18 protein-coding genes are annotated in these 21,921 nt (G+C 63.9%); 11 read left to right on the forward strand and 7 right to left on the reverse strand.

All coding sequences use genetic code 11. From position 1 onward, the window contains the following. Positions 1-30: 30 nt before the first annotated feature. Together clpA and clpS are read right to left on the reverse strand one after the other, a co-directional pair. Entirely contained in the window at positions 31-2,301 is a 2,271-nt protein-coding gene (gene clpA, locus ACNFCH_RS07860; RefSeq protein ID WP_196164047.1) for an ATP-dependent Clp protease ATP-binding subunit ClpA, read from the reverse strand. 30 nt (positions 2,302-2,331) lie between these two features. Next, complete coding sequence (gene clpS, locus ACNFCH_RS07865) at positions 2,332-2,694, reverse strand: ATP-dependent Clp protease adapter ClpS (RefSeq protein WP_043212233.1); 363 nt, start codon at positions 2,692-2,694, stop codon at positions 2,332-2,334. 230 nt (positions 2,695-2,924) lie between these two features. On the opposite strand from clpS, the gene cspD reads away from it, so the two are divergent. Beyond that, complete coding sequence (cspD, locus tag ACNFCH_RS07870; protein WP_337158954.1) at positions 2,925-3,182, forward strand: cold shock domain-containing protein CspD; 258 nt, start codon at positions 2,925-2,927, stop codon at positions 3,180-3,182. A 72-nt stretch (positions 3,183-3,254) separates the two neighbouring features. Here the strand turns inward: cspD and icd are convergent, their stop codons facing one another. Continuing rightward, the gene (gene icd, locus ACNFCH_RS07875) at positions 3,255-4,511 is read right to left on the reverse strand and encodes an NADP-dependent isocitrate dehydrogenase (protein ID WP_337158955.1); all 1,257 of its coding nucleotides are present in this window, start codon (positions 4,509-4,511) and stop codon (positions 3,255-3,257) included. Between the two features lie 491 nt (positions 4,512-5,002). On the opposite strand from icd, the gene ACNFCH_RS07880 reads away from it, so the two are divergent. From ACNFCH_RS07880 to ACNFCH_RS07915, 8 genes are all read left to right on the forward strand, one after another. Continuing rightward, positions 5,003-7,228, forward strand: coding sequence for an NADP-dependent isocitrate dehydrogenase (locus tag ACNFCH_RS07880; protein WP_337158956.1), 2,226 nt, complete (start codon positions 5,003-5,005; stop codon positions 7,226-7,228). Between the two features lie 183 nt (positions 7,229-7,411). Beyond that, a complete protein-coding gene (locus tag ACNFCH_RS07885) occupies positions 7,412-7,852 on the forward strand; it encodes an NUDIX hydrolase (RefSeq protein WP_416742590.1) in 441 nt (146 codons plus the stop codon). 58 nt (positions 7,853-7,910) lie between these two features. Next, positions 7,911-9,035: a tRNA 2-thiouridine(34) synthase MnmA gene (gene mnmA, locus ACNFCH_RS07890; RefSeq protein WP_337158958.1), complete on the forward strand. Its 1,125-nt coding sequence runs from the start codon at positions 7,911-7,913 to the stop codon at positions 9,033-9,035. After that, entirely contained in the window at positions 9,032-9,652 is a 621-nt protein-coding gene (hflD, locus tag ACNFCH_RS07895; protein ID WP_070092665.1) for a high frequency lysogenization protein HflD, read from the forward strand. The genes mnmA and hflD overlap by 4 nt, the downstream gene beginning before the upstream one ends. A gap of 235 nt (positions 9,653-9,887) precedes the next feature. Then, entirely contained in the window at positions 9,888-11,258 is a 1,371-nt protein-coding gene (purB, locus tag ACNFCH_RS07900) for an adenylosuccinate lyase (RefSeq protein WP_337158959.1), read from the forward strand. Positions 11,259-11,339: 81 nt separating this feature from the next. Beyond that, on the forward strand, positions 11,340-12,506 hold the full coding sequence (locus ACNFCH_RS07905) for a cupin domain-containing protein (RefSeq protein ID WP_070092667.1): 1,167 nt from the start codon (positions 11,340-11,342) through the stop codon (positions 12,504-12,506). After that, positions 12,499-12,933 carry a GNAT family N-acetyltransferase gene (locus ACNFCH_RS07910; protein WP_196164039.1) on the forward strand — a complete coding sequence of 145 codons (435 nt, stop codon included), beginning with the start codon at positions 12,499-12,501 and terminating at the stop codon, positions 12,931-12,933. The genes ACNFCH_RS07905 and ACNFCH_RS07910 overlap by 8 nt, the downstream gene beginning before the upstream one ends. Positions 12,934-13,151: 218 nt before the next feature. Beyond that, complete coding sequence (locus tag ACNFCH_RS07915) at positions 13,152-15,125, forward strand: DNA topoisomerase III (protein ID WP_416742591.1); 1,974 nt, start codon at positions 13,152-13,154, stop codon at positions 15,123-15,125. Positions 15,126-15,308: 183 nt separating this feature from the next. On the opposite strand, the gene ACNFCH_RS07920 is transcribed toward ACNFCH_RS07915, so the two are convergent. The 3 genes from ACNFCH_RS07920 to ACNFCH_RS07930 all read right to left on the reverse strand — a co-directional run bounded on the left by ACNFCH_RS07920 (position 15,309) and on the right by ACNFCH_RS07930 (position 18,497). Beyond that, positions 15,309-16,406, reverse strand: a complete 1,098-nt coding sequence (locus ACNFCH_RS07920) for an extracellular solute-binding protein (RefSeq protein ID WP_337158962.1) — start codon at positions 16,404-16,406, stop codon at positions 15,309-15,311. After that, the gene (gene aguA / locus ACNFCH_RS07925) at positions 16,406-17,515 is read right to left on the reverse strand and encodes an agmatine deiminase (RefSeq protein ID WP_070092671.1); all 1,110 of its coding nucleotides are present in this window, start codon (positions 17,513-17,515) and stop codon (positions 16,406-16,408) included. Before aguA ends, ACNFCH_RS07920 begins: the two co-directional genes overlap by 1 nt. A gap of 94 nt (positions 17,516-17,609) precedes the next feature. After that, positions 17,610-18,497 (reverse strand): LysR substrate-binding domain-containing protein, encoded by an 888-nt coding sequence (locus ACNFCH_RS07930; RefSeq protein WP_337158965.1) that lies wholly within the window; start codon positions 18,495-18,497, stop codon positions 17,610-17,612. A 153-nt stretch (positions 18,498-18,650) separates the two neighbouring features. Here ACNFCH_RS07930 and ACNFCH_RS07935 point away from each other — a divergent pair, with 153 nt between their 5' ends. Beyond that, complete coding sequence (locus ACNFCH_RS07935) at positions 18,651-19,940, forward strand: NAD(P)/FAD-dependent oxidoreductase (RefSeq protein WP_416742592.1); 1,290 nt, start codon at positions 18,651-18,653, stop codon at positions 19,938-19,940. A gap of 401 nt (positions 19,941-20,341) precedes the next feature. Beyond that, positions 20,342-21,115 (forward strand): TSUP family transporter, encoded by a 774-nt coding sequence (locus tag ACNFCH_RS07940; RefSeq protein WP_416742593.1) that lies wholly within the window; start codon positions 20,342-20,344, stop codon positions 21,113-21,115. On the opposite strand, the gene nudC is transcribed toward ACNFCH_RS07940, so the two are convergent. Continuing rightward, positions 21,089-21,919 (reverse strand): NAD(+) diphosphatase, encoded by an 831-nt coding sequence (gene nudC / locus ACNFCH_RS07945; protein ID WP_337158968.1) that lies wholly within the window; start codon positions 21,917-21,919, stop codon positions 21,089-21,091. The two genes, ACNFCH_RS07940 and nudC, sit on opposite strands and share 27 nt — an antisense overlap. Positions 21,920-21,921: the final 2 nt, after the last annotated feature.

Below are 21,921 nucleotides of genomic sequence, written 5' to 3' on the forward strand. Positions count from 1 at the left end.
ACCGCGAAAGGGCTGCGCAGCAGCCCTACGTCATGCGACCTCAGCCGTGGTCTCGAAGTCGAACACCAGCTCGCCGTCGCGCAGATCGACGTGCACCACGCCGCCATGCTCGGACAACTCACCGAACAGGATCTCTTCGGCCAGCGGCCGCTTGATCTTGTCCTGAATGAGCCGCGCCATCGGCCGCGCGCCCATCTGCACGTCATAACCAGAAGCCGCCAGCCAGCCGCGGGCGTCATCACTGACCTCCAACAGCACGCGCTTGTCTTCCAGTTGCGCCTGCAGTTCGATGAGGAACTTGTCGACGATGCTCTTGATGGTTTCGTGGCTCAGGCGGCCGAACTGGATGATGGTGTCCAGACGGTTGCGGAACTCCGGCGTGAAGCTCTTGCGGATCACTTCCATGGCATCGGAGGTGTGGTCCTGCTGAGTGAAGCCGATCGAGGCCCGCGCGGCGGTTTCAGCACCGGCGTTGGTGGTCATGATCAGAATCACGTTGCGGAAGTCCGCTTTACGCCCGTTGTTGTCGGTCAGGGTCCCGTGATCCATCACCTGCAGCAGCAGGTTGAAGACCTCCGGGTGAGCTTTCTCGATCTCGTCGAGCAACAGCACACAGTGCGGCTGCTTGGTGATCGCCTCGGTCAGCAGACCGCCCTGATCGAACCCAACATAGCCTGGAGGCGCACCGATCAGCCGCGATACGGTATGCCGCTCCATGTACTCGGACATGTCGAAGCGCACCAACTCCACACCCAGCGCCTTGGCCAACTGCCGGGCCGCCTCGGTCTTGCCCACACCGGTGGGGCCCGCGAACAGGAACGAGCCAACCGGTTTGTCCGGCGACTTGAGCCCGGCACGGGACAGCTTGATGGCGGTGGCCAGCGAATCGATGGCGGCATCCTGACCGAACACAGTCAGCTTGAGGTCGCGCTCGAGGTTGCGCAGCAGCTCTTTGTCGGAACTGGTGACGTGCTTAGGCGGAATACGCGCGATCTTGGCGACGATATCCTCGACCTGCGGCACGTCGATGCGCTTGACGCGATTGGCCTCAGGCTGCAGGCGTTGGTATGCGCCCGCCTCGTCGATCACGTCGATGGCCTTGTCCGGCATGTGCCGGTCGTTGATGTAGCGTGCAGCGAGCTCGGCAGCGGCGCGCAGGGCTTCGTCGCTGTACTCGATATTGTGATGGCTCTCGAAGCGCCCCTTCAGCCCCCGCAGGATGCCCACGGTGTCTTCCACGGACGGCTCGGTGACGTCGACCTTCTGGAAGCGCCGCGCCAGGGCGCGGTCCTTCTCGAAGATGCCACGAAACTCCTGGAATGTGGTCGAGCCGATGCAGCGGATGTCGCCCGACGACAGCAGCGGTTTGAGGAGGTTGGAGGCGTCCATCACCCCACCCGATGCAGCACCTGCACCGATGATGGTGTGGATCTCGTCGATGAACAGAATGGCCTGCGGACGCTTGCGCAGCTCGCCGAGCAACGCCTTGAAGCGCTTTTCGAAGTCGCCGCGGTATTTGGTGCCGGCCAGCAATGCGCCGAGGTCCAGGGAGTACACCACGCTCTGGGCCAGCAGGTCCGGCACTTGACCGTCGACGATGCGCTTGGCCAGGCCCTCGGCGATGGCAGTCTTGCCCACGCCAGCCTCGCCGACCAGCAGCGGGTTGTTCTTGCGCCGACGGGCAAGAATCTGCGCCACGCGCTCGACTTCCTGCTCACGGCCCACCAGCGGATCGATACGGCCCAGGCGGGCCAGCTCGTTCAGGTTGCTGGCATAGGCATCCAGTGGATTGCTCGAGGATGCGGATTCGCCACCCTCCTCGTCCTGCATGTCCTGGTCGCTTTCGCTGTGCGAACCGTGGCCCGGCACCTTGGAGATGCCATGGGCGATGTAGTTGACCACGTCGATGCGCGCCACGCTCTGCTGCTTGAGCAGGAACACGGCCTGGCTTTCCTGTTCGCTGAAGATCGCCACCAACACGTTGGCACCGGTGACTTCGCGCTTGCCGGAACTTTGCACATGGAATACGGCACGCTGCAGCACGCGCTGGAAGCCCAGGGTCGGCTGGGTCTCGCGGTCCTCGTCATGGACAGGAATCAGCGGCGTGGTGGAATCGATGAACTCTTGCAGGTCGTGCTTGAGCTTGTCGAGATTGGCGCCACAGGCGCGCAGAACGGTCGCGGCGGCCTCGTTGTCAAGGAGTGCAAGCAGCAGGTGCTCGACGGTCATGAACTCATGACGCTTCGAACGAGCCTCCTTGAAGGCCAGATTGAGGGTGACTTCGAGCTCGCGGTTTAACATAGCTTCACCTCATACCCAAGTGGTCGGCGATTAACCGTCCTTCTCGATTTCACAGAGTAGCGGATGCTGGCTTTCCCTGGCGTATTGGTTGACCTGCATGGCCTTTGTCTCGGCGATGTCACGGGTAAACAATCCGCACACTGCCCGCCCTTCGGTATGGACGGTCAGCATGATCTTGGTCGCCAGCTCGCGGTTCAGATTGAAGAACGTCTCGAGCACTTCGACGACGAAATCCATTGGCGTGTAGTCATCGTTGAACAAAACCACCTTGTACATCGGTGGCGCCTGCAGGATCGGCTTGGCTTCCTGTACCGCCAGACCGGAGCCGTCGTCCTCGTTAGATTGCGGGCGATCCTGATTGAATGTTAGTCGAATCTGGCTGAGTGGTTGCATGGAAAGAATTTCATCATAACGACAAGTTAAGGTGATGGTTTGACCGCGTAGGCCGCTGCCGGCGCGGGGGCCGTCTGACCTTGACTATCGGCAAAACGGTGTTACAACCAATAAGAACCCACCGTGGTCGATAAAGATCCGCGCAGTCAACCAGATTTTTTCGCATGGTTCGTATGCGGATGACGTGGATGATACTCCAGTGATGGAGTCCTTTGCAGAGGGACATGAGGATGGCGAGCGGTAAAGTCAAGTGGTTCAACAATGCCAAGGGCTATGGATTCGTCAATGAGGAGGGCAAGAGCGAAGACCTGTTCGCCCACTATTCGCATATCCAGATGGACGGCTACAAGACACTCAAGGCTGGCCAGTCCGTGACCTTCGACATCGTCCAAGGACCCAAGGGGCTGCACGCCGTCAACATCTGCGGCGCGGGCGTCACGGCAGCGAAGGTCGATGCCCTGCCGGTCGAGAGCACCGTCCAGGCCTGATCCACCCCCTACCTTCTGCAGGCACATCGGCAACCGGCCAGCCCCACAAGGACTGGCCGGTTTTCATTGCCCTCACATGTGTTTGATCATCTCATCGCCAAACCCGGAGCTGCTGACCAGCTTGGCGCCGTCCATCAGACGCTCGAAGTCGTAGGTCACGGTCTTGGCCGCGATGGCACCGTTGGTGCCCTTGATGATCAGGTCGGCCGCCTCGGTCCAGCCCATGTGGCGCAGCATCATTTCCGCCGACAGGATCACCGAGCCCGGATTGACCTTGTCTTGCCCCGCATACTTGGGCGCCGTGCCATGGGTCGCCTCGAACATCGCCACGGTGTCGGACAGGTTGGCGCCTGGGGCGATGCCGATCCCCCCGACCTCGGCCGCCAGGGCGTCGGAAAGGTAGTCACCGTTGAGGTTGAGGGTGGCGATCACATCGTACTCGGCCGGGCGCAGCAAAATCTGTTGGAGCATGGCGTCGGCGATGGCGTCCTTGACGATGACTTCGCGACCGCTCTTGGGGTTCTTGAACTTCATCCAGGGGCCGCCGTCGAGCAGCTCGGCGCCGAACTCGTCACGCGCCACCTCGTAGCCCCAGTCTTTGAAGGCTCCTTCGGTGAACTTCATGATGTTGCCCTTGTGCACCAGGGTCAGCGACTCGCGATCGTTGTCCACCACGTATTGCAAGGCTTTGCGCACGAGGCGTTTGGTGCCTTCCCGGGATACCGGCTTCACACCGATGCCGCAATCCTGGTCGAAGCGGATCTTGGTGACGCCCATTTCCTCCTTGAGGAACTTGATCACCTTGTCGGCTTCCGGGGAACCGGCCTTCCATTCGATACCGGCATAGATGTCCTCGGAGTTCTCGCGGAAGATCACCATGTCGACGTCGCCAGGCTTTTTCACCGGGCTAGGCACACCCTGGAACCACAGCACCGGGCGCAAGCAGACGTACAGGTCCAGTTGCTGGCGCAAGGCCACGTTCAAGGAGCGGATGCCGCCACCGACCGGCGTGGTCAGCGGGCCCTTGATCGACACCACGTAGTCGCGCACCGCATCGAGGGTTTCCTGGGGCAGCCAGGTATCCTGGTCATACACCTGGGTGGCCTTCTCGCCGGCATACACCTCCATCCAGGCGATCTTGCGCTTGCCGCCATAGGCCTTCTGCACAGCGGCATCCACTACCTTGATCATCACCGGCGAAACATCGACACCGATACCGTCGCCCTCGATGTACGGGATGATGGGATTGTCGGGAACGTTGAGCGAATGGTCTGCATTGACGGTGATCTTGGCGCCGTCTGCTGGAACCTTGATTTTCTGGTATCCCATGCTGCACTACTCCGCTTTTCCAGGTGTGATTGGACATCCTGCGATCCAATGAGCCTAAACCAGCTTTCCTGAGCTGCAAGCTTCGAGCGTCAAGTTGCACGCTGATCGGCACCAGTCACTGACAAGCCCTCCTTAGAATGCGAACGCGCACAGACGCGGCCCGGAGCCTGCGGCATTGCGCCACATTGCCCTTACGCCTTTCGTCTTATAGGTGGCCCGATATCACATAGCCCACAGGGTTTGGTATACTCCGGCCCTGACCGTAGGGTCATTGGGGCGAACCCTTGGAAAATGCGGCTCGCCCTCGGCCAAGAAAGGCCAAAAAGCCTGGGCTGTTACCGCCGCCCAGCCGTTTGACGCTCGACTGATGCATCCACCATCACCGCTCGCAAGCCTCTCGACCAATTGCCCATGGCGCTGCCAGGGCGTAGCGCCTACCCTGCGCATCTCGAGACTTCGAGCACGCTCAGCAAAACAGAGAGTTAACCCGCATGCCCACCCGTTCCAAGATCATCTATACCTTCACCGACGAAGCTCCCGCCCTCGCCACCTATTCCCTGCTGCCGATCATCGAAGCCTTCACCGCTTCGGCCGACATCGCCGTCGAAACCCGCGACATCTCCCTGGCTGGCCGTATCCTCGCGGCGTTCCCGGAGCAACTGGGTGCCGAGAAGCGCGTAGGCGATCACCTGGCGGAGCTGGGCCAGCTGGCCACCACCCCGGAAGCCAACATCATCAAGCTGCCGAACATCAGTGCCTCGGTACCGCAGCTCAAGGCCGCGATCAAGGAACTGCAAGGCAAGGGCTTCAACATCCCTGACTACGCTGACGAGCCGAGCACCGCGGAAGAAAAAGAATCCCGCGCCCGCTACGACCGCATCAAGGGCAGCGCCGTGAACCCGGTCCTGCGCGAAGGCAACTCCGACCGCCGCGCTCCACTGTCGGTCAAGAACTACGCACGCAAGCACCCGCACAAGATGGGTGCCTGGACCAGCGACTCCAAGTCGCACGTCGCCCACATGACCCAAGGCGACTTCTACGGCAGCGAAAAAGCCGCACTGATCGAAGGCGATGACAGCCTGCGCATCGAGCTGGTCGGCAAAGACGGCTCCACCACCGTCCTGAAAGAAAAGACCGCCGTCAAAGCCGCTGAGGTCATCGACTGCGCCACCATGAGCCGCAAGGCCCTCAAAGCCTTCATCGCCGAGCAGATCGCCGATGCCAAGGCCTCCGGCGTGCTGCTGTCGGTTCACCTGAAAGCCACCATGATGAAGGTCTCCGACCCAATCATGTTCGGCGTCATCGTCGAAGAGTTCTATAACGACGTGCTGGCCAAGCACGCCGCCGCCCTGGCCGAAGTCGGCTTCAACGCCAACAACGGCATCGGCGACCTGTACGCCCGCATCAAGGACCTGCCAGCCGACAAGCAGGCCGAGATCGAAGCCGACATCCAGGCCCTGTACGCCGTTCGCCCGGCCCTGGCCATGGTCAACTCCGACAAAGGCATCACCAACCTGCACGTACCGAGCGACGTCATCGTCGACGCCTCGATGCCTGCGATGATCCGTGACTCGGGCAAGATGTGGAACACCGCCGGTGAACTGCAAGATGCCAAGGCCGTCATCCCAGACCGTTGCTACGCCGGCATCTACCAAGCCGTGATCGAGGACTGCAAGGCCAATGGCGCCTTCGACCCGACCACCATGGGCAGCGTGCCGAACGTCGGCCTGATGGCTCAGAAAGCCGAAGAGTACGGCTCTCACGACAAGACCTTCCAGATCAAGGCAGACGGCGTCGTGCGCGTGGTCGACGGCAAAGGCAAGGTGCTGCTGGAGCAGAGCGTCGAAGCCGGTGACATCTTCCGTATGTGCCAGACCAAGGACGCGCCGATCCAGGATTGGGTCAAGCTGGCCGTCAACCGTGCCCGCCTGAGCAACACCCCCGCGGTGTTCTGGCTGGACCCTGTCCGCGCCCACGACGGCGTGATGATCGAGAAGGTTCAGAAGTACCTGAAGGATCACGACACCAGCGGCCTGGACATCCGTATCCTGGCCCCGGTCGATGCCATCAAGTTCTCCCTGGCCCGCATCCGCGAAGGCAAGGACACCATCTCGGTGACCGGCAACGTCCTGCGCGACTACCTGACCGACCTGTTCCCGATCATGGAGCTGGGCACCAGCGCCAAGATGCTGTCGATCGTCCCGCTGATGAACGGCGGTGGCCTGTTCGAGACCGGTGCCGGTGGTTCGGCGCCGAAGCACGTACAGCAACTGGTCGAAGAGAACTTCCTGCGCTGGGACTCGCTGGGTGAGTTCCTGGCCCTGGCCGCCTCCCTGGAGCACCTGGGCAACACCTACGACAACCCGCGCGCCAAGGTCCTGGCCAACACCCTGGACCAAGCCACCGGCAAGTTCCTCGACACCAACAAGTCGCCATCGCGTAAAGTCGGCGGTATCGACAACCGCGGCAGCCACTTCTACCTGACCCTGTACTGGGCTGAAGCCCTGGCCGCCCAGAGCGACGACGTCGCCCTGCAGGCGCGCTTCGCACCGCTGGCCAAGACCCTGGCCGAGAACGAAGCGACCATCGTTGCCGAACTGGCTGCCGTTCAGGGCAAGCCGGCCGACATCGGTGGCTACTACGCTCCGGATGCCGAGCTGACCGCCAAGGTCATGCGCCCAAGCCAGACCCTCAACAGCGCCATTGCCGCACTGTAAGGTTCGCTTGAAGTAACACCACAAACCCCGGCCACGCACCGGGGTTTGTGCTTTCTGGATATTGTTTCTGGCGGCCAACGCCCTCTGTAGGAGCGGGTTTACCCGCGAATGCGATAGCGAATCCAACGACCCATTCGCGGGCAAACCCGCCCCCATAAGGTCCGCCCCCTTACGGAGCTGTTCATGACCTGGCACCCCCACATCACCGTCGCCACCATCGTCGAACACGAGGGCAAGTTCCTCTTCGTCGAAGAGTTCAAGGCCGGCCAACACGTCTTCAACCAACCCGCCGGCCACCTGGAGCCCAACGAAACCCTGCCCCAGGCCGCCCTACGCGAAACCCTGGAGGAAACCGCCTGGGAGGTCGAACTCACCGGCGTGGTCGGCATCTACCTCTACACGGCCCCGAGCAATGGCGTGACCTACCAGCGCATCTGCTTCGCCGCGCGCCCCGTGCGCCACCATGCCGACCGAGCGCTGGACAGCGATATCGTCCGCGCCGTCTGGCTGACCCGCGAGCAACTGCTGGCAGAGCCTGGGCGCTGGCGCAGCGAGCTGGTGCCGCGCTGCATCGACGACTACCTGACTGGCCCTTTGCACAGCCTCGCCCTGCTGCGCGACTGACGTACAGCGTGGGGCCTGATAGAATCGGAATTTTTCCCCCAGATACACACCGGTAGCCATGACCAGCCCAGCACTCAAAGACCCCGCCAAGACCCGCGTTATCGTCGGCATGTCCGGCGGCGTGGACTCTTCCGTCTCCGCCCTTCTGCTCATGGAGCAGGGCTACCAGGTGGAAGGTCTGTTCATGAAGAACTGGGAAGAGGACGACGGCACCGAATACTGCACCGCCCGCGAAGACCTGGCCGACGCCCAGGCCGTGTGCGATCGCATTGGCATCAAGCTGCACACCGCCAATTTCGCGGCCGAATACTGGGACAACGTGTTCGAGCACTTCCTCGAGGAATACAAGGCCGGCCGCACACCGAACCCGGACATCCTCTGCAACCGCGAGATCAAGTTCAAAGCCTTCCTCGACTATGCCCTATCCCTGGGCGCCGACCTGATCGCCACCGGCCACTATGTGCGTCGTCGCGACACCGGCGAGCTCACCGAGCTGCTCAAGGGCCTGGACCCGAACAAGGACCAGAGCTACTTCCTGCATGCCGTCGGCGGCAAGGAAATCGCCCGCACCCTGTTCCCGGTCGGCGAGCTGGAAAAACCCGAAGTGCGTGCCATTGCCGAGAAACACGGCCTGGCCACGGCCAAGAAGAAGGACTCCACCGGCATCTGCTTCATCGGCGAGCGCCGCTTCAGCGACTTCCTCAAGCAGTACCTGCCAGCCCAGCCGGGCGACATCGAGACCACCGACGGTGAAGTCATCGGCCGTCACCACGGCCTGATGTACCACACCATCGGCCAGCGCCAGGGCCTGGGGATCGGCGGCCTGAAGGATGCCGGCGACGAGCCGTGGTATGTGCTGCACAAGGACCTGACCCGCAACGTGCTGGTGGTCGGTCAGGGCAACGAACACCCTTGGCTGTTCTCCCGCGCCCTGCTCGCCTCGGACATCTTCTGGGTCAACCCGATCGACCTGAGCAGCCCACGCAGGCTCACCGCCAAGGTGCGCTACCGCCAGGGCGACCAGCAGTGCACCCTGGAGCGCACTGAATACGGCTATCGCGCGGTGTTCGACGAACCGCAACGCGCGGTCACGCCGGGTCAGTCGGTGGTGTTCTATGACGGCGAAGTGTGCCTTGGCGGCGGCGTGATCGAGACCGCTGAGCCCTGGAGCCCCCGTCAATGAATACCATCCAGGAGCAACTGGTCGCCCTGGGCGGCGTGTTCCAGGCCGCAGTGCTGGTCGATCGCATCGCCCGCACCGGCCAGGCCAGCGAGGCCAACATCGGCTGCATGCTCGGCAGCCTGCTGGTACGCGACCCCAAGGACACCCTGGAGGTGTTCGGCGGCGACGACCTGAACCTGCGCGACGGCTACCGTGCCCTGGTCGGCGCCCTGGAACGTGACCCCAGCAGCCTGCAGCGCGAGCCGTTGCGCTATGCCCTGTCGATGCTCGGCCTGGAGCGCCAGTTGGCCAAGCGGGACGACATGCTCGACACCATTGGCAAGCGCCTGCCTCAGATCCAGGCCCAGGCCGATCATTTCGGCCTGGTTCACGATAATGTCATCGCCTCCAGTGGAGCCTTGTACCAGGACACCCTGAGCACCTTGCGCCAGCGCATCCAGGTACATGGCGACATGCGCTTCCTTCAGCAGGCCGGCAACGCCTCGAAGATTCGCGCCCTGCTGCTCTCCGGCATCCGCGCCGCGCGCCTGTGGCGCCAGCTGGGCGGGCACCGCTGGCAGCTGGTGTTCAGCCGTCGCAAATTGCTCAACGAGCTGTACGACATGATGCGTACCTGACTCCAGAATCGGCGACATGCCCTGTGGGTGCGGATTTACCCGCAAAAATAGCACCGCGATGCACGGCAAGGGCTTCGCCCTTTGTTCGCGGGTCACCCGCCCCACGGGGATCGCTTCACGCTTTTTATTGGCCCGACCGTTTATAGGCCCGACCTTTGGTCAGCCACCCGACTCCGGCGCATTTTTCATGTATGATATGCGCCCTTCCAAAAGCCTGACTGTCCGAGAACACCCCATGCAGCTCTCCTCGCTCACTGCGGTTTCCCCTGTAGACGGCCGCTACGCCGGCAAAACCCAGGCCTTGCGCCCTATCTTCAGCGAGTACGGCCTGATCCGTTTCCGCGCCCTGGTCGAGGTACGCTGGCTCCAGCGTCTGGCCGCCCACCCGCAGATCGGCGAAGTGCCGGCATTCTCCGCCGAAGCCAACGCCCTGCTGGACACCCTGGCCACCGACTTCAAGCTCGAGCACGCTGAGCGCGTCAAGGAAATCGAGCGCACTACCAACCACGACGTCAAGGCCATCGAATACCTGCTCAAAGAGCAGGCCGCGACCCTGCCGGAACTGGCCAAGGTCAGCGAGTTCATCCATTTCGCCTGCACCAGCGAGGACATCAACAACCTGTCCCACGCCCTGATGCTGCGCGCCGGCCGTGACGACGTGCTGCTGCCGCTGATGCGTCAGATCGCCCAGGCCATCCGCGCCCTGGCCCACGCCCACGCCGACGTGCCGATGCTGTCGCGCACCCACGGTCAGCCGGCTTCGCCGACCACCCTGGGCAAAGAGCTGGCCAACGTCGTCTATCGCCTGGAACGCCAGATCGCCCAAGTCGCCGCCGTGCCGCTGCTGGGCAAGATCAACGGCGCCGTGGGCAACTACAACGCCCACCTGTCGGCCTACTCGCAGATCGACTGGGAAGCCAACGCCCGCGCCTTCATCGAAGACGAGCTGGGCCTGCAGTTCAACCCCTACACCACCCAGATCGAACCGCACGACTACATCGCCGAGCTGTTCGACGCCATTGCCCGCTTCAACACCATCCTCATCGACTTCGACCGCGACGTCTGGGGCTACATCTCCCTGGGCTACTTCAAGCAGAAGACCGTCGCTGGCGAGATCGGCTCCTCGACCATGCCGCACAAGGTCAACCCGATCGACTTCGAGAACTCCGAAGGCAACCTGGGTATCGCCAACGCGCTGTTCCAGCACCTGGCCAGCAAGCTGCCGATCTCCCGCTGGCAGCGTGACCTGACCGACTCCACCGTACTGCGCAACCTGGGCGTGGGCTTCGCTCACAGCGTCATCGCCTATGAAGCCAGCCTCAAGGGCATCGGCAAGCTGGAAGTGAACGTCGCCCGCATCGCCGAAGACCTGGACGCCTGCTGGGAAGTCCTGGCCGAGCCGATCCAGACCGTCATGCGTCGCTACAACATCGAGAACCCCTACGAGAAGCTCAAGGAGCTCACCCGCGGCAAGGGCATCAGCCCTGACGCGCTGCAGGCGTTCATCGATGGGCTGGACATGCCAGCCGAAGCCAAGGCCGAGCTCAAGCAACTGACCCCGGCTACCTACATCGGCAACGCGGCGGCCCAGGCCAAACGCATCTGACCTGCGCCCCGTGATCGACGCCCGGCCTGGCCGGGCGTTTTTATTCCCGGATGAAAATTACGTTTTTTCAATAGGTTGAACATGAATCCTGATACTCCACTGCAGCTGCTGGGCGGCCTGACGGCCCGTGAATTCCTTCGCGACTACTGGCAGAAGAAGCCCCTGCTGGTGCGCCAGGCCTTCCCGGACTTCGAAAGCCCGATCGACCCTGACGAGTTGGCCGGCCTTGCCCTGGAAGAGGAAGTCGAGTCGCGCCTGGTGCTCGAGCATGGCGAGCGTCCTTGGGAGCTGCGTCGCGGCCCCTTCGCCGAGGATACCTTCGCCACCCTGCCCGAGCGCGACTGGACCCTGCTGGTCCAGGCAGTGGACCAGTTCGTTCCGGAAGTGGCTGAGCTGCTGGAGCACTTCCGTTTCCTGCCGAGCTGGCGTATCGATGATGTGATGGTCAGCTTCGCAGCACCTGGCGGCAGCGTCGGCCCGCACTTCGACAACTATGACGTGTTTCTGCTTCAGGGCCACGGCAAGCGCAACTGGAAAGTCGGCCAGATGTGCGACAGCGACAGCCCGTTGCTCGAGCACACCGACCTGCGCATCCTCGCCGAGTTCGAGCAGAGCGGCGAATGGACCCTGGAGCCCGGCGACATGCTCTACCTGCCGCCGCGCCTGGCCCACTATGGCGTGGCCGAAGACGACTGCCTGACCTATTCGGTAGGCTTCCGCGCCCCGAGCGCTGCTGAAGTGCTGACCCACTTCACCGACTTCCTCAGCCAGTTCCTGCCGGACGAGGAGCGCTACAGCGACGCCGACGCCCAGCCTGCCGCCGACCCGCACCAGATCCAGCACGATGCCCTGGACCGCCTCAAGTCCCTGCTGGCCGAGCACATGGGCGATGAGCGCCTGCTGCTCACCTGGTTCGGCCAGTTCATGACCGAGCCGCGCTACCCGGAGCTGGTGTCCGGTGAAGAGCTGAGCGAGGAGGACCTGATCGACAGCCTGGAGCAAGGCGCCATCCTGATCCGCAACCCAAGTGCGCGCATGGCCTGGTCGGAAGTCGACGACAACCTGCTGCTGTTCGCCAGCGGCCAGAGCCGTCTGCTTTCGGGCCATCTGCGCGAACTGCTGAAGCTGGTCTGCGCCGCCGACGCACTGCACATCGAAAACCTTGTACAGTGGCTGGAAGACGAAGAAGGCCTGACATTGCTGTGCCAACTGGTCAAACAAGGAAGCCTGGGATTTGCCAATGAATAAGATCAGCGTTCGCCTCGCCGACTGGCATAAAGACAACGCCGATATCCGCCGCATCCGCGAAGCGGTGTTCGTGGCCGAGCAGCACATTCCACCGGAGCTGGAGTTCGACGCCGAGGACCAGGATGCCCTGCACTTCCTGGCCCTGGAGGGCGACTACCCGATCGGTACCGCCCGCCTGCTGCCCGATGGCACCATCGGCCGGATCTCGGTGCTCAAGGACTGGCGCGGGCTGAAAGTCGGCGACACCCTGGTGCGTGCGGTGATCGTCGAGGCGCAGAACCGCGACCTCAAGCAGCAGATGCTCAGCGCCCAGGTACACGCCACGCCGTTCTACGAGCGCCTGGGATTCCGGGTGGTCAGCGAGGAATTCCTCGAAGCCGGCATCCCGCACGTGGACATGGTGCGCGACTCCCGCGAACTGGCCTGACCCGCCAATTAGGCTGACTCGACGGACCTAGTCGCGGGTGAACCCGCTCCCACAGGGCTCAGCGATGCACCTGTGGAAGCGGGTTTACCCGCGAACAGTCAGGGATGACGCTGAAACGCGCCCTGACAAAAAGCTGTATATCCATCCAGACAAAGCTTGCTTCCGCGCCCTGCCTTGCGCATCCTAACGCCTTCATTTGCGATGAAGCGTTCCCGGCCATGCGCCTGTTCCTCTGCGAAAAACCCTCCCAGGCCAAGGACATCGCCAAAGTCCTCGGCGCCACCCGCAAGGCCGATGGCTGCTGGCAAGGCACCGACGTCTGCGTGACGTGGTGCATCGGCCACCTGCTCGAAACCGCCCCACCCGACAGCTACGACGAGCGTTACAAGCGCTGGAACCTCGCTGACCTGCCGATCATTCCGGAAAAATGGAAGATGCTGGTCAAGCCCAAGACCGCCAGCCAGTTCAAGGCCGTCAAACGCCTGCTCGGCGAAGCCCGGGAGCTGGTAATCGCCACCGACGCCGACCGCGAAGGCGAGATGATCGCCCGCGAGCTGGTGGAACACTGTCGCTACCGCGGCCCGATCCAGCGCTTGTGGCTCTCAGCGTTGGACGACGCCTCGATCCGCAAGGCCCTGGCTCGCCTGCTGCCAGGCCAGGAAACCTTCAGCCTGTACCATTCGGCCCTCGGCCGCTCCCGCGCCGACTGGCTGATCGGCATGAACATGAGCCGCCTGTTCACCTTGCTGGGCCGCCAGTCCGGCTATCAGGGCGTGCTGCCGGTCGGCCGGGTACAGACACCGACCCTGCGCCTGGTGGTCGACCGCGACCGCAGCATCGCCGACTTCGTGCCGGTGCCCTATTGGGCCATCGACGTGCACCTACAGAGCAGCGGCAGCGTCTTCACCGCCCAATGGCGTGCCCCCGAAGACGCCTGTGACGACCAGGGCCGTTGCCTGAACCCGGCCTTGGCCCAGCCGGCTGCCGCCGACATGAGTGCGGCCGCAAGCGCCCAGGTGACCAAGGTGGCCACCGAGCGTGTGCGCGAAGCGGCGCCCTTGCCCTTCGACCTGGGCACCCTGCAGGAGGTCTGCTCCAAGAAGCTCGGCCTCGGCGCGCAAGAGACCCTGGACATCGCCCAGGCCCTGTACGAAACCCACAAGCTGATCACCTACCCACGCAGCGACTGCGGCTACCTGCCGCTCAGCCAGCACGGCGAAGCGCCAGCGATCCTGGCCGCCTTGCAACGTGCCGACACCAGTCTCTCGCCTTTGCAACCGCACCTGGAGCCCCAGCGCCGCTCACGGGCCTGGAACGACGCCAAGGTCAGCGCCCACCACGGCATCATCCCCACCGCCGCCGCCAGCGACCCTTCGCGCCTGCCACCCAAGCACAAGGCCGTCTATACATTGATCCGCGCTCGCTATCTGGCGCAGTTCCTGCCCAACCACGAGTACGATCGCACCCAGGCCGAGTTCGACTGCGCCGGCCATGCCCTGCGTGCGGTGGGCAAGCAGATCGTCGAGCCCGGCTGGCGCCGCGCCCTGCCCGAGGCGCTGACCCCGGCCAAAGGCCGCGAAGCGCCACCCCCCCAGGTATTGCCGCCGCTGAGCCAAGGCCAGGCCTGCGCGGTGCATGACCTGCAACTCAAGGACCTGTGGACCCAGCCCCCCAAACCCTTCACCGAGGGTGATCTGATCAAGGCGATGAAGAATGTCGCCAAGCTGGTGGACGACCCACTGCTCAAGCAGAAGCTCAAGGAAACCACTGGCATCGGCACCGAGGCCACCCGTGCCAGCATCATCCAGGGCCTGCTCGAGCGCGGTTATCTGGTCAAGAACGGCAAGGCCCTGGCCGCCACACCTGCGGCCTTCAGCCTGATCGACGCCGTGCCCCGTGCCATCGCCGACCCCGGCACCACCGCTATCTGGGAGCAGGCACTGGACATGGTGCAGAGCGGCGAGATGAGCCTGGAGGAATTCGTCGCCCGGCAATCTGCCTGGATGGGCAAGCTGGTGCAGCGCTGCAGCGGTATGCGCCTGACCATCAGTGGACCGCCAGTACCGGCTGGGGGCAAGGGCGCGCCGTGGAAGAAGAAGCGGCGCAGTACCGCAAAAGGCAAGGCTTCTGGCGACAGCGCCAAAACAACAGGCAGCAAGCCGAGGCAACCACGGCGCAAGACCTCCCGTTAATGCGTCGTCTATGCCGGCCTTTTCGCGGGTAAATCGGTGGACTTGAGAGTATCGGGGTACCTGAGCGGGTACCCCCTCCCAAGGACGTCCGGTGCTTTCAAGAGCACCGCTATACCTGTGGGAGCGGCGGTTCGGCGCTCCGATTTACCCGCGAAAGGGCCGGCACAGGCAAACGCCCTCCTGTCAGGTCCCGCTCTTGAGCCGGCTGAACGCCCGGGTCAGCTCCCGGTTGAAGGCCTTGGCGTTGTCGTTCTTGCTGTACAACCGCGCCCTCACCTCGGCCGGCGGATAGGTTCCCGGGGCATTGCGGATCTTCGGGTCCACCAATCCGTCGGCCGCCGTGATCGCGTTGGCGTAGTGAATGGTGTCGGTGATCGGTGCGATCACCTCCGGCTGCATCAGGTAGTCCATCAACTTCCACGCAGCCTCCGGATGCGGCGCATCCTTGGGCACCACCAGCGCATCGAGCCAGATCAGCGTGCCTTCCTTGGGAATGCTGTAGTCCAGGCTGAACGGTTTGCCCGCCTGTTCGGCCTGGGCCTGGGCAATGGCTACGTTGCCGTTCCACGACATGGCCACGCAGGTCTCGCCGTTGGCCAGGTCATTGATGTTGCGGTCGTTGTCGAAGTAGCGGATGTATGGGCGGACCTTGCGCAGGTGCGCCTCGGCGGTCTTGAGGTCCTCCAGGCGCTGCTGGTTGATATCCAGCCCCAGGTAGCGCATCGTCGCGGCGAACACCTCGTTGGGATCATTGAGGAAGCTCACCCCACAATCGGCGAACTTCGCCACCACCTGCGGATCGAGCAGCATCGCCCAGCTGTCGCGCGGTGCGTCCTTGAGCCGTGCCGCCACGGCCTGCTGCTGATAGCCAACGCCCGTGGTACCCCAAGCATAGGTGCCGGCATAGCGGTTACCGGGGTCGAACACCGCCATGTGCTGGCGAAACTCCTCGCCGATGCCCGCCAGGTGCGGCAGTTTGCCCTTGTCCAGCGGCTGCAGGGCACCGCTGGCAATCGCCCGACTCAAGTGCTGACCCGCGCTGAGCACCACGTCGTAGCCACTGCCGCCGGTGAGCAGCTTGGTCTCGGCGGTTTCCAGGGAGTCGAAGTGGTCGGCCACCACGCGGATGCCGGTCTGCTTCTCGAAATTGGTCAGGGTGTCCGGGGCGAGGTATTCGCCCCAGATGTACAGATTGACGGTCGGCTGTTGTGCGTCGGCTGCCTGGGCCGCCGACGCTGCGCAACCCAGGGCGGCCGCCAAGGCCAGTGGGGCGAGTTTCATCAGCGGCCTCCCGCAGCGTATTGCGGCATGGTGATGCAGGCGACGTTACCGCCACCGAGCAGGATTTCCCGCGAGTTCTCGATGCCAATGATGCGGTGATCGGGGAACAGCTCGGCCAGGGTGGCCTGGGCCACGCTGTCGTTGCGATCCCCGAACAGCGGCACGACGATCGCCGAGTTACCGGCGTAATAGTTGATGTATGACGCGCAGATGCGGGTGCCCGCCTGACGCAGGTGGGTGCCGTCGACCTGGTCCAGCCCGGCCGCTTCCTCGGCGGTCCACTCCAGCACCTGGGGTTGCGGCAGTTTGTGCACCTTCAGTTCGCGACCACGGCTGTCACGGGTGCTGCGCAGAATGTCGTAGGCCTCTTGGTAGATCTCCCACTGCGGATCGTTTCGATCGTCGGTCCATTGCAGCACCACCTCCCCCGGCCGCACGAAGCAGGCCAGGTCATCGACGTGGCCATCGGTCTCGTCGAACTTGCAGCCACGCGGCAGCCAGATCACCTGCTCGGCACCCAGGTAGTCCTCGAGCCGGCGAGTGACTTCGTCCTTGCCCAGATGGGCGTTGCGGTTGCGGTTGAGCAGGCACTGTTCGGTGGTCAGCAGGCTGCCCTGGCCATCGCTCTGGATACCGCCCAGTTCGGCGATCAGCGGCGCGCGGTAGCGGTCCAGGCCTTCAATCTCGAGCATCTTCTGGGCGATCTGGTCGTCCTTGTCCCAGGGGTAGTAGAGGCCGCCATCCAGGCCACCGTAGGCATTGAACTCGAAGTCCACGCCCCGCACCTCGCCGGTGCCGTCATTGACCACGAAGCACGCGCCGCTGTCGCGGAACCAGGTGTCGTTGCAGGTCATTTCCACCACCCGCACATGGGCCGGCAGCAGGCGTCTGGCATTGGCGTACTGGGCAGCGGAGGCGCACACGGTCACCGGTTCGCTGGAGGCGATGGCGGTGACGATGTCGACCCAGACCTTCTGCGCAGGCTTGCCGCCATTGCGCCACACATCCGGACGTTCCGGCCAGCCGAGCCAGCAGCGCGTCTTGCGCTCGAATTCGCCTGGCAGGCGGAAACCATCGGCCTTGGGGGTGGTGGTGAGCGAACGTGCCATGGGTCAACCTCGTCATCGGTGAGTGATGACTGCACGCTACGCCGCACGCGCCCAGGCTTCCAACGATGAAAACTTGCCAATAGCTGAATTCAATTCAAGGTTCGCTGATCTGTTCGGTGAACCAGTCGATGAATTCGGCCACCGCGCCCCGCTCCAGGCGCAAGCGCTCACAGACCAGCGCGTACTGGCCCTGAGCGGTCACGCTGGCGGTAAAAGGGCGCACCAGGCGGCCACTTTGCAGGTCGGCCTGGCAGGTCAGGTTATCGCCCATCGCCACCCCCTGCCCCAGCACTGCCGCCTCCAGGGCCAGCGCCGCGTGGGGAAAGTACAACTGGCGGGTGGGCAAGGCGTCCTCGGCATGGGTGGCCAGCCAGGTGGTCCAGGTGCGCCCGTCCTGGTCATCGTGCAGCAGGCAATGACGCACCAGGTCCCGCGGGCGTTTGAGCCCGCCTTGGTTGAACAGGCCCGGGCTGCACACGGGAAAGAACTGCAGCAGCGGCAAAGGGCGCACGAAGTGAGTGCTGGCGTCCAACGCGCTGGTGCCGTAGGTGATGGCGATGTCGATATCCAGGGCCGGGGCACCGGCATTGATGGGCTGTTCGTGCAGATGCAGGGTGATGTGCGGGTATCGGCTGCTGAAGTCGGACAGCCGCGCGACCAGCCATTTCTGCGCCAGCTCCGCGGTGACCGCGACCCGCAGCACAGCCTGGGAGGCAGGGTCGCGCAGCTCGTCACAGGCCTTGCCGATCAGCTCAAAGGCCTGCTGCAGGTGATGCAACAGGCGCTCGGCCTCGGTGGTCGGACGCACCTGGCGGCCCGCCCGTTCGAACAAGGCCACGCCAAGCTGGTCTTCCAGTTGGCGAATCTGGTGGCTGACCGCACTGTCGGTCACGCACAGCTCAGCGGCGGCCCGACCAAAATGGCCATGGCGGGCGGCGCATTCGAACGTGCGCAAGGCAGTCAGGGAAGGCAGGCGGCGCATGGAGGTATTTCCGCGGGTCGAGATGATCGGAGCCGAATCATATAGGGCATTTTCAGGCTCCCGTTAAGCCTTTACCTATGAAGGGGCTGGCGCTGTGAATTTTTTCTGTTATTTTTTCATGAAATTAATAACAACAAATTTCACAAGGTCCGCATGTTCAAGCAATCCGCCCAGCACGTTGCCAGCTACTACGCCCAGACCTATCCCGCCGCCATCCCCCTGCGCCCTGCCCTGCAAGACGCCTTGGACACCGACGTGTTGATCATCGGCGCCGGCTTCAGCGGCTTGCATACGGCACTGCGCCTGGCCCTGGCCGGCAAACGTGTGGTCGTGCTGGAGGCCAGCCGGGTGGCCTGGGCCGCCTCCGGGCGCAACGGTGGCCAGGCGCTGTTGGGCTGGTCCTGCGACATGCCGCCGCTGGAAAAGGCCCTGGGTGTGGAACGCGCCCGCCGCCTCTGGGACAGCATGCGCTGGGCCGCCGAAGAGATGCGCGAGTTGCCTGGGCGCCACGGCTTCGACGTGGACTACCGGGTCGGCAGCCTGTGGACCGCGGTGATGCCTCGCCGCGTGAAGATACTCGAAGAGGCCAAGCACGAAGCCGAACAGAAATGGGGCTACGACTGCCTGCGCCTGATCGCCCGCGACGAACTGCCCGACTGGATCGACAGCCCTCGCTACCAGGCCGCCCTGTACGACCCCAACGGCGCTCACCTCAATCCCCTCAAGCTGGCCCAGGGCCTGGCCGCCGCCATCGAAGCCGCTGGCGGACGGATCTTCGAACAAAGCCAGGTGCTCGACTACCACGAAAGCCCAAGCGGCTTCGTCGCCCGCACAGGCCTTGGCGAAGTGCGCAGCCAGGTGCTGGTGCTGGCGTGCAACGCCTACATCGACCGCCTCGACCGCGATCTTTCACGCCGCTTGCTGCCAGTCGGCTCCTACCAGGTCGCCACAGCGCCCCTGGACCCGGGCTTGGCCCAGTCGCTACTGCCGCGCAACAGCTGTGTGATCGACAACCAGTTCGTCCCCGATTACTTCCGCCTCACGCCTGACCATCGCCTGCTGTTCGGCGGCGGCTGCACCTACCTCGGCGGCATCCCCAAGGACGTCGCCAGCGCCACGCGCCCCTACCTGGAGCGCGTGTTCCCGCAGCTCACCGGAGTGGGTCTGGACTACGCCTGGGGCGGTCATCTGGATTGCAGCATCCAGCGCACCCCAGACATCGGCCGCCAGGGCCAGCGCTACTGGCTGCAAGGCTTCTCCGGGCATGGCGTACTGCCGACCCTGGCTGCGGCCCGGGCGGTGAGCGATGCGATCCTCGGCGACGATGACCTGCTGGGGCTGTACCAAGGCATCGACAATGGCCGCTTCCCCGGCGGCGAGCTGATGGCCGCGCCCCTGGAGGCGGCTGCGAAGGCGTGGTATCGGTTGCGCGACTATGTCTAGCGCCAGGCATGGATGTCGTTGAGCGCTTGCGGCGATCCTTGTGGGAGATTCTATGGTGCCGGACAAGCTCGAATCTCCTTCGGTTGGCATTCCTTGACACTTTTCAGCCCTGCAAATACCAGCCCTGGCGCAGTTCCCACAGGCACAGCGGTATTGTGAGAACACCGCAGAACCGGTGGGAGCGGGTTTACCCGCGAAGCAGACAACACGGTGGATGGCACGGGCTTGGCCCGTGTTCGCGGGTAAACCCGCTCTCACAAGCGCCAGCGTAAGCCTGCAGATCGAGACAAGACAGTTGCTCCCAAAGGCACGACTGGTACGCCCTCCCGCCGAGGATTACCATGTACGGCCTGTAGCGCGGCCTTTTACCCGCACCTCGCCTTCCAGCCTGCCAGAACCCCATGCCCTTCGAACTCACCGTAGAACCGCTCACCCTGCTGATCCTTGCCCTGGTGGCCTTCGTCGCCGGTTTCATCGACGCCATTGCCGGTGGCGGCGGTCTGCTCACCACCCCGGCGCTGCTCACTGCCGGCATGCCACCTCACTTGGTGCTGGGCACCAACAAGCTCAGTTCCACCTTCGGCTCGGCCACCGCCAGCTTCACTTACTACCGGCGCAAGTTGTTCCATCCCGCGCAGTGGCGCCGGGCCTTGGTCGGCACCTTGGTCGGCGCGCTGCTGGGGGCCGCGGCCGCCCACTACATGCCAGCCGATTGGCTGAACAAGATGCTGCCGGTGATCGTCTTCGCCTGTGGCGTCTATCTGCTGTTCGGCGGCACGCCCAAGGCACCGTTGGACGCCGACGTACCGATCAAGAAGAAGTGGCAGTTCCCCCAGGGCTTTGGCCTGGGCTTCTATGACGGCGTGGCCGGCCCGGGTACCGGGGCGTTCTGGACGGTCAGCACGCTGCTGCTCTACCCCATCGACCTGGTCCGCGCCAGCGGCGTGGCGCGCAGCATGAACTTCGTCAGCAACATCGCGGCACTGACGGTGTTCATCATTTCCGGGCAGGTGGATTACATCGTCGGCCTGTGCATGGGCCTGTCGGTGATGGTCGGCGCCTTCTTCGGCGCACGCACGGCGATCAGTGGCGGCAGCAAGTTCATCCGCCCGGTATTCATCGCCGTGGTGCTGGCGCTGACCGTGCGCCTAGTGTGGCAGCACTGGGTCGGCTAAGCCGAGGCGACGCGCCACATAAAGGTCGATCAGGTAACGGGCGATGGAGCGCCCGGCAGGCAGCGGCGGCAGGTCGTGCACGTTGAACCATTGGGCGTCCTCGATCTCGTCCGGTTGCATGACGATCTCACCGCCCGCGTATTCAGCATGGAAGCCCAGCATCATCGAGTGCGGGAAAGGCCAGCACTGGCTGCCCACGTATTGGATGTTCTTCACCTCCACCGACACCTCTTCGCGCACCTCGCGCACCAGGCAGTCCTCGGCAGACTCGCCCGGCTCGGCAAAGCCGGCCAAGGTGCTGTAGACGCCGGTGACGAAGCGCGGCGAGCGCGCCAGCAGCACTTCATCCCCACGGGTGATCAGCACGATCATGCTCGGCGAGATGCGCGGGTAGCTGCGTAGGTCGCACGGCTGGCAATACATGGCCCGCTCCCAGCGGATCTGGGTCATCGCCTGGCCGCAGCTGCCGCAGAAGCGATGCTCGCGGGCCCAGGTGCCGATCTGCGCGGCATAGCCCAGAACCGTGTAGGTCAGCATGTCACCTTCGAGCATGAACTGACGCAGGCCGCGCCAGCTGCAGCCGGGCACGTCGGCGCTGCCACGCAGCTCGAGCAGGAACACCGGCTGGCCGTCCAGATGGCCGATGCCGTGCTCGCAGAGCACGTCCAGGTCCTGGCGCTTGAGCCAATCGCGGGGGAACAGCGCGCCGTTGTCATCCATCAGGAACCCTTCCGGGCCACGGGCGACGGCCAGGCCGCCGGTGATCTGCGGGTCGAGTACTGCGGTAGTCCAGCGTGCTGACATTT

Origin of the sequence: Pseudomonas sp. NY15354 (genome assembly GCF_048068075.1) — a bacterium.
Lineage (GTDB): Bacteria > Pseudomonadota > Gammaproteobacteria > Pseudomonadales > Pseudomonadaceae > Aquipseudomonas > Aquipseudomonas guariconensis_C.